The 12,847-nt window shown below is 63.2% G+C and carries 13 protein-coding genes; 8 read left to right on the top strand and 5 right to left on the bottom strand.

The window, feature by feature from the left end; genetic code table 11:
* Positions 1-127 precede the first annotated feature (127 nt).
* The 4 genes from EN955_RS26815 to EN955_RS26800 all read left to right on the top strand — a co-directional run bounded on the left by EN955_RS26815 (position 128) and on the right by EN955_RS26800 (position 4,164).
* Positions 128-1,324 carry a phosphoglycerate kinase gene (locus tag EN955_RS26815; RefSeq protein ID WP_013529247.1) on the top strand — a complete coding sequence of 399 codons (1,197 nt, stop codon included), beginning with the start codon at positions 128-130 and terminating at the stop codon, positions 1,322-1,324.
* Between the two features lie 133 nt (positions 1,325-1,457).
* A complete protein-coding gene (locus EN955_RS26810) occupies positions 1,458-2,483 on the top strand; it encodes a class I fructose-bisphosphate aldolase (protein WP_024502995.1) in 1,026 nt (341 codons plus the stop codon).
* A 164-nt stretch (positions 2,484-2,647) separates the two neighbouring features.
* Positions 2,648-3,388: a thioredoxin family protein gene (locus EN955_RS26805; RefSeq protein WP_013529245.1), complete on the top strand. Its 741-nt coding sequence runs from the start codon at positions 2,648-2,650 to the stop codon at positions 3,386-3,388.
* Between the two features lie 62 nt (positions 3,389-3,450).
* Positions 3,451-4,164: an SGNH/GDSL hydrolase family protein gene (locus tag EN955_RS26800; protein ID WP_024502994.1), complete on the top strand. Its 714-nt coding sequence runs from the start codon at positions 3,451-3,453 to the stop codon at positions 4,162-4,164.
* A gap of 21 nt (positions 4,165-4,185) precedes the next feature.
* On the opposite strand, the gene EN955_RS26795 is transcribed toward EN955_RS26800, so the two are convergent.
* Positions 4,186-4,347: a hypothetical protein gene (locus EN955_RS26795; RefSeq protein ID WP_023810961.1), complete on the bottom strand. Its 162-nt coding sequence runs from the start codon at positions 4,345-4,347 to the stop codon at positions 4,186-4,188.
* Between the two features lie 114 nt (positions 4,348-4,461).
* Positions 4,462-5,409 carry a ring-cleaving dioxygenase gene (locus tag EN955_RS26790; protein ID WP_024502993.1) on the bottom strand — a complete coding sequence of 316 codons (948 nt, stop codon included), beginning with the start codon at positions 5,407-5,409 and terminating at the stop codon, positions 4,462-4,464.
* A gap of 309 nt (positions 5,410-5,718) precedes the next feature.
* Here EN955_RS26790 and EN955_RS26785 point away from each other — a divergent pair, with 309 nt between their 5' ends.
* From EN955_RS26785 to EN955_RS26770, 4 genes are all read left to right on the top strand, one after another.
* On the top strand, positions 5,719-5,886 hold the full coding sequence (locus EN955_RS26785; RefSeq protein ID WP_013529241.1) for a hypothetical protein: 168 nt from the start codon (positions 5,719-5,721) through the stop codon (positions 5,884-5,886).
* Between the two features lie 84 nt (positions 5,887-5,970).
* Positions 5,971-6,561 (top strand): DJ-1/PfpI family protein, encoded by a 591-nt coding sequence (locus EN955_RS26780; protein ID WP_024502992.1) that lies wholly within the window; start codon positions 5,971-5,973, stop codon positions 6,559-6,561.
* Between the two features lie 75 nt (positions 6,562-6,636).
* Entirely contained in the window at positions 6,637-7,044 is a 408-nt protein-coding gene (locus EN955_RS26775) for a hypothetical protein (RefSeq protein WP_024502991.1), read from the top strand.
* 125 nt (positions 7,045-7,169) lie between these two features.
* The gene (locus EN955_RS26770) at positions 7,170-7,889 is read left to right on the top strand and encodes a YafY family protein (protein WP_024502990.1); all 720 of its coding nucleotides are present in this window, start codon (positions 7,170-7,172) and stop codon (positions 7,887-7,889) included.
* A gap of 62 nt (positions 7,890-7,951) precedes the next feature.
* Here the strand turns inward: EN955_RS26770 and EN955_RS26765 are convergent, their stop codons facing one another.
* The 3 genes from EN955_RS26765 to EN955_RS26755 all read right to left on the bottom strand — a co-directional run.
* Positions 7,952-8,647: a DUF1013 domain-containing protein gene (locus EN955_RS26765; protein ID WP_013529237.1), complete on the bottom strand. Its 696-nt coding sequence runs from the start codon at positions 8,645-8,647 to the stop codon at positions 7,952-7,954.
* A gap of 308 nt (positions 8,648-8,955) precedes the next feature.
* A complete protein-coding gene (locus EN955_RS26760) occupies positions 8,956-10,002 on the bottom strand; it encodes a hypothetical protein (protein ID WP_024502989.1) in 1,047 nt (348 codons plus the stop codon).
* 64 nt (positions 10,003-10,066) lie between these two features.
* Positions 10,067-12,847 (bottom strand): autotransporter domain-containing protein (locus EN955_RS26755; RefSeq protein WP_206523761.1); only part of this gene is annotated, 2,781 nt, incomplete at its 5' end.

Raw genomic sequence — 12,847 nt, 5'->3', positions numbered from 1 at the left:
CTGCCATTCATCCGCCCGCCAGTGCAAGATCGTGCCCACTTCAAAATTTCGGTTCGAGCGCGCCCTAAGCCTTGCATCGCCGCCGATGCGGGGTATGGTCCCCCGGTTTTTCGCGAAAGGAACCCGCATGGCCGCCTTCAAGACACTCGACGATATCGGCAACATCAGCGGCAAGCGCGTGCTGGTGCGCGTCGACCTCAACGTGCCTGTCACTGAGGGCAAAGTCACCGACGCCACCCGCATCGAACGCATCGCACCGACCATCGCCGAGCTATCGGCCAAGGGCGCCAAGGTCATCCTGCTCGCCCATTTCGGCCGACCCAAGGATGGGCCTTCGCCCGAATTCTCGCTGGAGCCGATCGCCAAAGCCACGGCAGAAGTGCTCGGCCGCCCCGTCGGTTTCGCCTCGGATTGCGTCGGCGACACGGCCGGAAGCGCTGTCGCCGCCATGAACAAGGGCGACGTGCTGCTGCTCGAAAACACTCGCTTCTACAAGGCCGAAGAAAAGAATGACCCGGCCTTCACCGAAAAACTCGCCGCCAATGGCGATATCTTCGTCAACGACGCCTTCTCGGCCGCGCACCGCGCGCATTCTTCGACCGAGGGACTGGCGCATCTGTTGCCGGCTTTTGCCGGCCGCACCATGCAAGCCGAGCTTGAGGCGCTGGAGAAAGGTCTGGGAAAACCGGTCCGTCCGGTCGTCGCCATTGTCGGCGGCGCCAAGGTCTCGACCAAGATCGATCTGTTGATGAACCTGGTGAAGAAGGTCGACGCGCTGGTCATCGGCGGCGGCATGGCCAACACCTTCCTCGCCGCGCGCGGCACCGATGTCGGGAAATCGCTGTGCGAGCATGATCTCGCCTCAACCGCCAAGCAGATCATGATCGAGGCGGCCGAGGCCGGCTGCGCCATCATCCTGCCGGTCGACGGCGTCGTCGCCAGGGAGTTCAAGGCGGGCGCGGCCTGCGAGACCGTCGCCATCTCCGATGTGCCGGCCGACGGGATGATCCTCGATGTCGGCGCCAAAACCGTGACGACCATCGGCGAATGGATCGACCGCGCCGCGACACTGGTCTGGAACGGCCCGCTCGGCGCCTTCGAGATCGCGCCCTTCGACCATGCGACGGTGGCGGCGGCCAAGCATGCGGCGTCGCGCACCAAGGAAGGCAAGCTGGTCTCGGTCGCAGGCGGTGGCGATACGGTGGCGGCGCTCAACCACGCCGGCGTCGCCGACGACTTCACCTATGTCTCGACCGCCGGCGGCGCCTTCCTGGAGTGGATGGAAGGCAAGCCGCTGCCCGGCGTCGATGTGTTGAAGCGCTGAGGCTCCGAGGCGATCAACACTCGGAGAGCGAACAAGGCCGCCCGAGGCTTCAATCGATTCGAGCTTTCCGATGCCATTCCTTTGGCGGTAGACTTCCGTTAAGCGCGGAACAACCGTTTCAGGAGAAGCAACAATGAGCGAACGTCTCGAAGACATTGCCGCTGCGATCGTCGCCGATGGCAAGGGCCTGCTGGCCGCCGACGAAAGTTCCGGCACCATCAAGAAGCGCTTCGACGTCATCGGCGTCGAATCGACCGCCGACAGCCGCCGCGACTACCGCGAGATGATGTTTCGCACCAGGGAGGCGATGACCCGCTACATTTCCGGTGTCATCCTCTATGACGAGACGATCCGCCAGAAGGCCGCCGACGGCACGCCGCTGGTCGACATCATCAAGGCCGCCGGCGCCATCCCCGGCATCAAGGTCGATGCCGGCGCCAAGCCGCTGGCCAGGTTTCCCGGCGACACCGTCACCGAAGGCCTCGATGGCCTGCGCGAACGGCTTGCCGACTACTACAAGCTCGGCGCCCGCTTCGCCAAATGGCGCGCGGTGATCGACATCGATATCGCCAAGGGTGTCCCTTCGGCGACCTCGATCGGCTCCAACGCTCATGCGCTCGCCCGCTATGCCGCCCTCTGCCAGGAAGCCGGCATCGTGCCGATCGTCGAACCGGAGGTGCTGATGGACGGCGCCCACGACATCGACACTTGTTACGACATTTCGAAGGCAACGCTGATCAAGCTCTATGACGAGCTCCATGCGGCGCGCGTCGTGCTGGAAGGCACCATCCTGAAGCCCAACATGGTGCTGGCCGGCAGGAAATCGGGCAAGGTGAGCAGCCCCGAAGAAGTCGCCGAAAAGACCATAAAGCTGTTCCGCGAGACAGTGCCGGCAGCGGTGCCGGGCATCGCCTTCCTTTCCGGCGGCCAGGAAGACGAAGAGGCGACCGCCAATCTCAACGCCATCAACGCCATCGGGCCGCACCCGTGGAAGCTGACCTTCTCCTATGGTCGCGCGCTGCAGGCCGCGCCACAGAAAGCCTGGAGCGGCAAAGCCTCGAACGTTGCCGCCGGCCAGGCCGCCTTCACCCATCGCGCCCACATGAACCATCTGGCAGCGCTCGGAAAATGGAAGGCGAGCCTGGAACAGGCCGCCTGATCACAGTCCTTTCTTCCTCCTTCGAACCCGGGCCGATGCGCCCGGGTTTTTTGTTTGTGACTTGCAGGGCTTGGGGCGGAGCCTCTCCGTCCTTATTTCCTCTCCGGCGATGTCGGGTTGCGCCCATCCCCAACGTCCTTGGGATGACATTCAGGGAGAGGTTCATGCATCGCAACAAGATCGTTTCGCGCGAAGACTGGTTTCAGGCGCACAAGGCACATCTGGCGCGCGAGAAGGAACTGACGCGGTTTCGCGAGCGGATCGCCGCGGAACGGCGTGAACTGCCCTGGCTGAAGATCAGGAAAGACTATGTCTTCGAGACCGAACAAGGGCCAAACAGACTGACCGACCTGTTTGGCACTAACAGCCAGCTGATCGTCTATCACTTCATGTTCGGGCCGGGCTGCACCCATCATTGCGAGGGCTGCTCATTCCTTGCCGACCATATCGACGGCGCCAATCAGCATCTGCGGCATCACGACGTGTCGCTGGTCGTGGTTTCGCGCGCTCCACTGGCGGAACTTCTGCCTTACAAGCAGCGCATGGGCTGGAAGTTCGACTGGGTGTCGTCCTATGCCTCGGATTTCAACTTCGACATGCAGGTCTCCTTCACCGACAAGCAGATCGCCGCCGGCTGCACCACCTACAATTTCGAGACCCGTCCACGGACATCGAAGGAGCTTCCCGGCACCAGCGTCTTCTACAGGGACGAGACCGGCGACATCTTCCTCACCTTCATGTCGCGCGCCCGCGGCGGCGAGGCGCAGATCGGCGCCTACGACTATCTCGACATGACGCCGAAGGGCCGCAACGAGAACGGCCCCTATCACGGCCTGATGGATTGGGTGCGGCTGCACGATGAATATCAGGGCAAGCAGGCGGGGCAGGCGAGTTGCTGCGATTGAAGATCGTTCCCGTCGGCCAAAACATGCGCTAAGGCTGCCGCTGATCGTTTAACGGTACTGCCATGCGCTTCCCGGCCCTACTCTCCTGGCTCGCCTTCCCGGTCTATATCTGGCAAGGCCTCGGCGTGCGACGCCGCACCACGCGCATGCTGCCGGCGCAAGGGCCGGTCATGCACGAAATATCAGGCGCAGCACCGGCAATCTCGCTTCTGGTGCTGGGCGATTCCTCCGCCGCTTCGGTCGGCATCGGCAATTCGGAAGACGGGCTTGCCGCGCAACTCGCCGTGCTGATTTCACAAAGCACCGGCCGCGCCGTGCGCTGGCGGGCGGCCGGCTTCAATTCGGCAACGTCGGGCCAGATCCGCGACCATGTGCTGCCCAATCTGTCGGCCGATCCGTGGACGCATATCGTGCTGGCCATCGGCACCAACGACACCAAGAATTTTCACTCCGTGCCGCGCTTCAAGAAGGAGTTCGGTGGCCTGCTCTACGGCCTGCGCGCCAAATGGCCGGAAGCGCGCGTGGTGTGGTCGCCGGTGCTGGAGTTCACGCGGGCGCCAGCCATGCCGCCGCTGCTCGGAAAGATCCTTGAGATCCGCGCCACCGACATGAACCGGATGGGCGAACGCCTTTGCCTGGAGCGCGGCGCGGTGCCGGCGTCGCGCCTGCCGATCACCAATCCGGAAGCCGGCTTTGCCTCGGACGGCTTTCACGCCTCGGAAGCAGGCTACCGGGCCTGGGCCGAGCATCTGGTCGGCCCGGTGCTTGGCAATTGAGCAGCGACGACAAGTGCCGTCCTACGTCAAATGCCCGAGCACGGCCGCCAGTGAAATCGCGGCCATGGCGAGCAGTGCCAGCTTCCAGAAATCACCGCGTCGCTTGAGGCCTGGCCAGCCAAGCGGCTTGATCAGTTGAATGACCATGAAACCGACGATGACAAGGGCGAGGAATTTCGTCATGCCGCCTTTGACCAGCAACGCGCCCGGCTGTCAAAGCACGTCGTTCATTGCCTGAGAAAGAACGGACGCCGAGATCCCGAACCGGAATGCGGCGCCCTTTGACCGGCAAACGATCTACTTCAGCGGCTTGAGGCCGGCCTCGATCGAAGCGCGCTTCGGTTCGAGGAATGGCGGCAGGGCGAGGCTTTCCCCCAGCGTCTCCAGCGGCTCGTCGGCGGTGAACCCCGGCCCATCGGTTGCGATCTCGAACAGGATGCCGTTCGGCTCGCGGAAGTAGAGCGAACGGAAATAATAGCGCTCGACCTCGCCGCTCGACGGCAGCCGGAACTCGGCCAGCCGCGCCGTCCATTGATGCAGCGTTTCCTGGTCCGGCGCCCTGAAGGCAACATGGTGAACCGCACCGGCACCTTGCCGTGCCGGCGCCAGTCCCGGCTGCACCAGGACATGCAGCTCCGCCGCCGGCCCGCCCTCGCCCATTTCGAAGACGTGAACCTGGCCCTCCGGCGAGGCATAGTCGCGCGCCTTGCGCATGTTCATCACCGTGGTCACCACCGCCTCGGTGTTGGTGATGTCGGGAACGCTGATGACGATCGGCCCGAGCCCGCGGATCTGGTGCTCGGCCGGTACGGGGCTTTGCGCCCAGGGATGGCTGCCGCCCTTGCCGCCATCGCTGACCAGGCGCAGACGCTGGCCCTCGGGATCTTCGAAGTCCAGTGACGCATAACCGCCGATGTCGCCGATCTCTCCTGTTGCCAGGCCTTCGTCGGTCAAGTGTTGCTTCCACCAGGCAAGGCTCTCCTGGCTGCCGACCCTGAGGCTGGTCCGCACGATGCTGTGCGTGCCGCGCCGCTCGCGGCCGACCGGCCAGTCGAAGAAGGTAAGGTCGGTGCCCGGTGTCGCTTCGCCGTCGGCATAGAAGAGGTGGTAGGCCGAGGTGTCGTCCTGGTTTACGGTCTTCTTGACCAGCCGCAGACCCAGCACCTTCGTATAAAAATGAAGATTGCCAGGCGCATTGGCGGTGATGGCGGTCAGATGGTGGATACCTGTCAGTTGCAAGCTCATCGTCGTCTCCCTGCTGTTGGGGAACAATTTTCTCCCTCCATATCAGAACTGCGGCCACCCCGCTGAAGGCCTCGTATTCCGACAGTCCGTCGCCGGAAACTGAACAGCAGCGCCCAGAGCACGTCCTCGCTATGAACAATCGGAAGTCGCGAACCTGCCTTCGGCACCGTTCTATGCGGCGAAAAGCGATGCCTTGCCTGCGGCGCGCGCACTGGTCGCAACTATCGTCTCGCGCCTGACATCCTCCTGACAGACTGCTGTCAGGAGGGGTATGCGATAGTACCTCCATACAGAGAGAGGAGACTGGCCATGAACGGTTACACCATTCTGCGCGGCATGCAGCACTATGTCGGCAAGATCCGCACGATGCGCAACGAGATCCGCACCCAGCGGTTCATGAACTCGCTGCCGGCGGATATTCGCAAGGATATCGGCTGGCCGGACATGTATGCGGACCGTGGCCCTCGCGGCAATTGAAGCCAATTTTTCGACCCGGCGATTGGATGTGGGCGCGTCAACGCCCAGATAACAGGTCCGGTGCGTGAGGATGGGAGCGAGCTTGTGCCCGAACAGAAGACGATCGGTTTCCTTTTCATCGAAGGTTTTGCCGACTGGGAGTATGGGCTGCTGGCCGCCTCGGCGGTCGAATGGTTCGGTGCCCGTGCCGTGTCGCTGACGCCTGATGGCAACCCAGTGACCGGGATCAGCGGCTTTCGGCTGACGCCCGATCGATCGGCCGGGGCGGATGAGAATGATGATCTCGACGCCATCGCCGTCATCGGCTCCGATGAGTGGGCCGGCAAGGCACCGCCCGATGTTGCCGATCTGCTCAATGCTGTTGCATCGCGCGGCGGCGTGGTCGGCGGTATCTGCGCGGGAACGCTGGCGCTGGCCCGCGCTGGCCTGTTCGAGAACGCCAGACACACCAGCAATGGCCGCGACTGGATCAATGGTCATGAGGCCGGCTATGCCGGCGACAGCCTCTATCAGGATGTGCCGCATGCCGTGGCCGACGGCAAAATTGTTTCCTCGCCCGGTTCGGCACCAGGCACCTTCGCACTCGCCTTTCTGAAGACGCTCTACCCCGAAAGAGGCAGCGATCTCGTGCAGATGCGAACGCTGTTCGCCAAGGAGTATGCTGAAGCCTCCTGACAGTATGCTGTCAGGAGGCGCGTGCAATGGTGCGAACCTCAGACACCCGTGCATCGGCGGTCGAAAGGACGATCGATGAAGAGTTGGAACGACAGACTGAACACACCAGGCATCAACGGCGTCAAGCCGACGCCGCGCACGATGACCGATGTCGTCGAGGGCCAGCCGATGTTGGTGCCGACGGCGCGCCAGGTCGATGATTTCATCCGCTCGATTCCCGAAGGCGTCGAGATGGATGTGCGTGCGCTGCGGACAGCACTTGCCGTCGAGCATGGCGCCGAAGTGACATGCCCGGTCACCATAGGCTATCATTTGCGCACTGTTGCCGAAGCCGCCAACGAGGATCTCCAGCGCGGCATGACGCTGAGTGACGTGGCACCGTTCTGGCGCGTGCTCGATGCGAAAACGCCGACGACGAAGAAACTGTCCTTCGGCGCGGAGTTCGTCGCCGCGCAGCGCAAGCGCGAAGGGCTGAAACCATGAGGCATGCCGCCCAAAAGTGTTCTGCGGTTTTGGGATAGCGGCATGTGCGAAAACACCATGCATGCCGCCCAACGGTGGACCGGTTGGGGGCGACATGCATAGAGACAACGCCGAGGGACCATACGATGCGCCGCGCCGACAGGCTCTTCCAGATCGTGCAGCATCTGCGCGGTGGCCGACTGGTCACCGCCCAGAAGCTCGGCACGTGGCTCGAGGTTTCCGAGCGAACCATCTATCGCGACATTGCCGATCTGCAGTCGACCGGGGTGCCGATCGACGGCGAGGCCGGCGTTGGCTACATGATGAGGGAGGGGTTCGACCTTCCGCCGCTGATGTTCACGCGTGACGAAATCGTCGCGCTGGTCGCCGGCGCCCGCATGGTGCGTGCCTTTGGCGGTGCCGCCATGGCGCGCGCCGCCGACGAAGCGCTGGTCAAGATCGGCGCCGTCCTGCCCGACGCCGAAAAGGACCGCATTGCCCGCACCGAGATCCACACGCCGATGTGGGCGGTCAGCGACGCTGCCCGCGAGGCCATCGACCTGATCGAGCGCGCGGTCGAAAAGCGCCAGGTGCTGACCATCGACTATTCCGACGAGGCCGGCCGCGGCACCGCCCGCGATATCCGCCCGCTCGGCCTGTGGTTCTGGGGCAAGGTGTGGACGCTGGTCGCCTGGTGCGAGATGCGCGACGATTTCCGCGCCTTCCGCATCGATCGCATCGCCTCGGTGGTCATCGCCGGCCGCATCTTCAAGCCGGAGCGCGGCAAGCAGCTTGCCGACTTCTACCGCGCGGTGGAGCGCAGCGAGGATTATGGCATGGCGCCGGATCGCGCCGCGCGCAGCTGAACTGTTGACCCAATAAAAAAGCCCGCTCGAAGCGGGCTTTTTTCTTGGAATATCAGACAACCTTACTCGTCGTCGTCATTGTCCGTGTTCTTCGACTTCAAGGCCGAGAGCTTGGCGAACACGGCGTTGGCGTCGAGTTCGGCGTCCTCGTCCTTCGGCTTCTCGGGAGCCGGCACCAGCCGCTCGGTCAAGGCCGCCGGCAGCAGCGTGTCGCCGACCGGCTGCGCCTGTTCGCGGCCGCGCGAGGCGCGATTGACTTCCATGTCGAGGTCGATCTGCGAAGCGAGGCCCAACGTGACCGGATCCATCGGCTGCAGATTGGCCGAATTCCAGTGCTTGCGCTCACGGATCTGTTCGATCGTCGACTTGGTGGTGCCGACGAGACGCGAGATCTGCGCGTCCTTGAGCTCGGGGTGGTTGCGCACCAGCCACAGAATCGCGTTCGGCCGGTCCTGGCGCTTCGACAGCGGCGTGTAGCGCGGACCCTTGCGCTTGGATTCGGGCACCCGCACCTTGGGGTCCGAAAGCTTCAGGCGCTGGTTCGGGTCCTTCTCGGCACGGGCGATCTCGTCGCGGGTCAGCTGTCCGGTCATGATCGGGTCCATGCCCTTGATGCCTTGCGCCGCTTCGCCATCGGCGATTGCCTTGACCTCGAGCGGGTGCAGTCCGCAGAACTGCGCGATCTGCTCGAAGGAAAGTGCGGTATTGTCGACCAGCCAGACAGCGGTCGCCTTGGGCATCAGCAGCGTATTGGCCATTTTTACAAATCCTTCTCGTTCGCCCGCGTTCCCGCGCGGGCGGTGGTTTAGAGCCACCAAAATGGGAAATTCGCGGTCTGTATAACCGCTCTCGGGTCGTTTCGCAACGTTTTTGGAGCAAAGACCGCACCGCGTGCGCTGCGCGCTCCCAAGACCGCCAGATCGCCCGGAGCGCGGCCGCCCCCTGTTCGATGGACGGCACAAAAATCGCGCGTCGGCTTTCCGGCCTGTCGGTTATCGGCCCGACAGCTCCACCTTATCCCGGTTCGAATGTCTCGAAACGGTGGCGGCCCAGTTGTCATCCAGGTTCAGTAGAATGGCGAATATGGCTCCAGCTCCGCTCGCGTGAAGATGGAAATGGGGTGGTCAATTCGCGCGACAACGCCCGCCCCCAAATTGATGCCCGTCCCGTCGCAAACACTAAAGACTTTCGACCGCGTTCCGATCAGCACATGGACCGGTTTTCCTGCCTGGACGGGGTATGTACTGTTGTGAATGAAAAGGACCCCGCTCGCTTGTAGCGTGTCGTGCGCATTGCCGTTGCTGCTCGAAATTTCGACGTAGTCGCGACCTGCGAATGAATTGTTCGTCCAGATGCCGACAACTCCTTCCACCGAGAGCCAACCATTCGCCCAGCCGTCCGCATCGCGCGGATAGTATTGTCTGAACAGGCGATAGGTCACGCGATCCGATAGCCAGAAAACCGTTACGTAGCCGTCCATGTCCGGCACATAGGTGAACCAGATGCCGGTCTCGCTCGTTGCGCGCAGGCCATCCGAATCGTATGGATCCAGATTGTTGGCACTGACGAAATCCATTGAGAGCGGTACCGGATCGGTCACGGCATGATCGTAGAGTTGGGTGAGCGTCCACCGCCCATTATAGTTGAACCACTTGTCGAAGTAGGTTCCTCGATCGACCGTGTTCAGGTCAATCCTCTGCAATTCCCCCCGTTCGACCGGACCAAAAGGAACGGGCCCCAGGTCCGGTATGTCGAGGCGTGGTATCATAACCGTGCTGGTCGCCGGTCGTTGCGACAATCTGCCTAGATCGAGCAAGGATCCTGTTTTGCCAACCGCCGATCGCACGTTCCGCGCAATCAGGTCCGCCCGACAGTCTCGCCAATAGTGCCCAGACCGGACCTTTTCGAACGCGACCATCTCTTCGATCAGATGGTCGACATCTTTGGCGGAACGTCGTGTCTTGGAAAGGAAGGCGTTCTGCTTGCCAAGCAATTTCTCTCGCGCCTTGGCCTCGCCTTCCAGGAGGTCCGTGTCGAATGGCAGTTTACATCCCTGTGTTGGGACAAAACCGCTTTCATGCTTCGTGTGGAAATCGACCTTTGACTTGACCATGCGACCTCCAGCAGTTTCTTGTCATGGTGACGGTGCGCTTCTTGCTGCTCGCCACCTGTCGCCGTCAGAACTTCACGGCAAGATCGACCTTGGCGCCCTGATCGACACCGCCGCCGCCGAACTGGCCGGTGTAGGACAGGCCGAGCTTAGCGTTGGAAGCGAGGTTGAAGTCGAGCCCAGCCTCGATGACGGCCGCATCCCTGGCGATCGGCACCCCGGCGATGGTGAAGGCGTCGCCGCCAGCGAAGGCGAAGGTCGAGGTCGGCGTGACGTCGCCGAAGGCATGACGCCAGCCGAGCATGCCGCGCGCGGTGACGTTCATGCCGCCAAACGCGAAGTCCGAGGAACCGCGCAGGCCGAGCGTGGTGAAGGTCGCATCGGTGGACGTACCGGCGCTGGTCAGTGCCGCATCGCCACCGTCTTCGGTGAAGCCGTCGGTATGGACGCTGACATAGGCCAGGTTGGCGAACGGTTCGAACTTGAATTGTCCGGCATCGGCCTTGTAGGCGAGTTCGCCAAAGACTTGCGCGGTGCCGGCATCGTAGTCGGCCGACAACCCATCCGTGAAGCCGTTGAAAGCAACCGAGCGGTTGGTCGAAAGGCTGCTCCAGCTGTAAGCAGCGCCGGTGCGGAAAGCGATGGCGCCCCAATTGGTGCCACCATAGAGACCGAGATGATAGCTGTCGCTCTTGCCCGAAGAATTGCGATCGTCGGCATCGAAGCTCGAATGGCTGTAGCCGCCGAGCAAACCGACACGCCAGCCGCCCACCAGCGTGTCGGCGCCCGCCAGCAGGCCCCCCGTCGAACGATCGAAGGCAGCGGCGTTGCCCTCGCTGTCGGTATTGCCCCAGGACCCGAAAGCCTGGCCCCAGACGGCAAAGCGGTCAGTATCGGCGGCAACCATTTCAGGGCCACCATCGCCATAGGCCATGACCGGCAATGCGGCCGCGCCAACATCGCCGAAGGCGGCGCGGATACGAGAAGTGGCCGCATCGCGCACGAAGCGGCTGTCCTCGAGCAGCATGCCCTTGGCCGAGGCGTGGACTTCGCCCGAAAGCTGGTCGAAGGCAGCGCGTGCCTCGGCATCGGTGGCCAACCCGGCGACGGCGCCGAACACAGCCCCACCGGTCAGGCTGTCCAGACCTTCGCCGGTGGCGATCTGGTTCGGCGTCAACCCGGCGTCAGTGAAGGCGCGAACCTTGGTTACATCGAGATAGGCATTGTAGGCGTCGTAGGTGTCCGTCACGGACAGGAAGGCGGTGCTGGTGACACCGGTCAACGCCTGGAATGTCGTCCCGCCAAGCCCGCTGCCGGCGGACACCACCATGTAGGTGCCGACGGCGAGGCCCTGAGCCGTTACCGCCAGCGTCGCGCCGGACAGATCGGCCGTTCCTTCGACTGCGAACCGGTCGGATGCACCCGTGCCATTGATATCGACGGCCAGCACCGAGCCGGCCGCGAACGTCGCATCGCCGGCAAACTGGTTGGTGACATCGCCGGCAATGCCATTGGCCATGGTCAGCCTGCCATTGTTGGTGAAGTTCGACAACGCCTTGAATGTCGTCGTCACCGGGCTATTATAACCGACGGCGGCGGTGACAATGTCCTTGCCAGCATCATTGGTCAGTGTGCCGCCACCAAACTCATTGATGCCGGCGGTGTTCCAGGTTGCGTTATTGGCGACAATATTGGCGGCGGTGCCGAGCTTGACGGTGCCAAGCAGCCCGCCATTGTTGGTGAAGGTCACCGGCCCACCCGAGGTCTCTACCGCCACAAGGCTAGCTATCTCCGAGCTGTTGCGCACCAGACCGCTGGTGGTGATGGAGATCGCCTGGCCCGCGGACGACACCGCCTTGATCGCCGCGTCGCCGCCTTCAACCGTGCCTGTCGCCGTGATGGTGGTGGCACCGGCGCCGTTGTTTTCGACCTGGATGCCGGTGAGGCCGCCACCGGCTCCGGCGGCGTCGACTATGACGCCGCCTGTCGTTGTGGTACCGGTTCTTGCCAGGATGCCGGCACCGGATGCACCGGTCACCGTACCTTTCGCCGTAACCTTGGTGGCGCCGGTGCCGAAGTTGAAGGCAACGAGGCCCGTGTTGGCGCCGCTGACGGCCTTGGCGTCAATCGTCAGGTTCTTTCCTGAGGTCCGGGCATAGATGCCGGGACCGGTGGTCCCGGTCACCGCGCCTTTTGCCGTGACTTGGGTGTCGCCTGTGCCCGCATTGTAGGTGTAGATTCCATAGTCGCTGCCGCTGGCCGCCGCCGCGTCGACCGTCAGGTCGGTGGCGTTGGCGTTTGCCGCAACGCTGGCAATCGTGCCGTCTGGATTGAGCGTGATGGTGCCGTTGACGGCTACGATGCCTGTGTAGCCGGTTCCCGCTACGTCGCCCTTGGCGGTAACGCTGGTCACGCCGCTGCCCCTGTTCTCGGCATAAACGCCGTAGGTGGCGCCATTAACCGCCATGGCGTCGACCGTCAGGCCGCCCATCGCCGTGGCAGCGTTGAAGGCGTAGATGCCGGTATCGCTTATCCCGGTAACCGCTGCCTTCGCCGTGACGCTGGTGGCGCCTGTGCCATTGTTCTTGGCCTCGATCCCGAAGTAGCCGCTGACCGTGCCTTCGGCGAGGATAGTCAGGCCCTTCGCCGTAGTGCCGTTGACGGCATAAATGCCGTCGCCGTCTGTTCCAGTTACCGCCTTTGTCGCCGTGACGCTGGTGGTGCCAGTGCCGTCGTTTGAGGCATTGATGCCGAAGACGCCGCCGCTGACGGTGCCTTCGGCGCGAACCGTCAGGTCTGTCGCCGTGCTGCCGCTGTAGGCATTAATGCCGGTATTGCTCCCGGTCAC

The sequence above is a fragment of the Mesorhizobium sp. M7A.F.Ca.CA.001.04.2.1 genome (genome assembly GCF_003998485.1).
GTDB lineage: Bacteria > Pseudomonadota > Alphaproteobacteria > Rhizobiales > Rhizobiaceae > Mesorhizobium > Mesorhizobium ciceri.
Note: the sequence above shows the minus strand (reverse complement) of the source record. Positions and strands in the feature narration are given on the sequence as shown.

Excerpts from the sequence above, each read along its gene's own strand:
- EN955_RS26815 (WP_013529247.1), top strand. The coding sequence starts at position 128 with ATGGCCGCCTTCAAGACACTCGACGATATCGGCAACATCAGCGGCAAG.
- EN955_RS26810 (WP_024502995.1), top strand. The coding sequence starts at position 1,458 with ATGAGCGAACGTCTCGAAGACATTGCCGCTGCGATCGTCGCCGATGGC.
- EN955_RS26805 (WP_013529245.1), top strand. The coding sequence starts at position 2,648 with ATGCATCGCAACAAGATCGTTTCGCGCGAAGACTGGTTTCAGGCGCAC.
- EN955_RS26800 (WP_024502994.1), top strand. The coding sequence starts at position 3,451 with ATGCGCTTCCCGGCCCTACTCTCCTGGCTCGCCTTCCCGGTCTATATC.
- EN955_RS26795 (WP_023810961.1), bottom strand. The coding sequence starts at position 4,347 with ATGACGAAATTCCTCGCCCTTGTCATCGTCGGTTTCATGGTCATTCAA.
- EN955_RS26790 (WP_024502993.1), bottom strand. The coding sequence starts at position 5,409 with ATGAGCTTGCAACTGACAGGTATCCACCATCTGACCGCCATCACCGCC.
- EN955_RS26785 (WP_013529241.1), top strand. The coding sequence starts at position 5,719 with ATGAACGGTTACACCATTCTGCGCGGCATGCAGCACTATGTCGGCAAG.
- EN955_RS26775 (WP_024502991.1), top strand. The coding sequence starts at position 6,637 with ATGAAGAGTTGGAACGACAGACTGAACACACCAGGCATCAACGGCGTC.
- EN955_RS26770 (WP_024502990.1), top strand. The coding sequence starts at position 7,170 with ATGCGCCGCGCCGACAGGCTCTTCCAGATCGTGCAGCATCTGCGCGGT.
- EN955_RS26765 (WP_013529237.1), bottom strand. The coding sequence starts at position 8,647 with ATGGCCAATACGCTGCTGATGCCCAAGGCGACCGCTGTCTGGCTGGTC.
- EN955_RS26760 (WP_024502989.1), bottom strand. The coding sequence starts at position 10,002 with ATGGTCAAGTCAAAGGTCGATTTCCACACGAAGCATGAAAGCGGTTTT.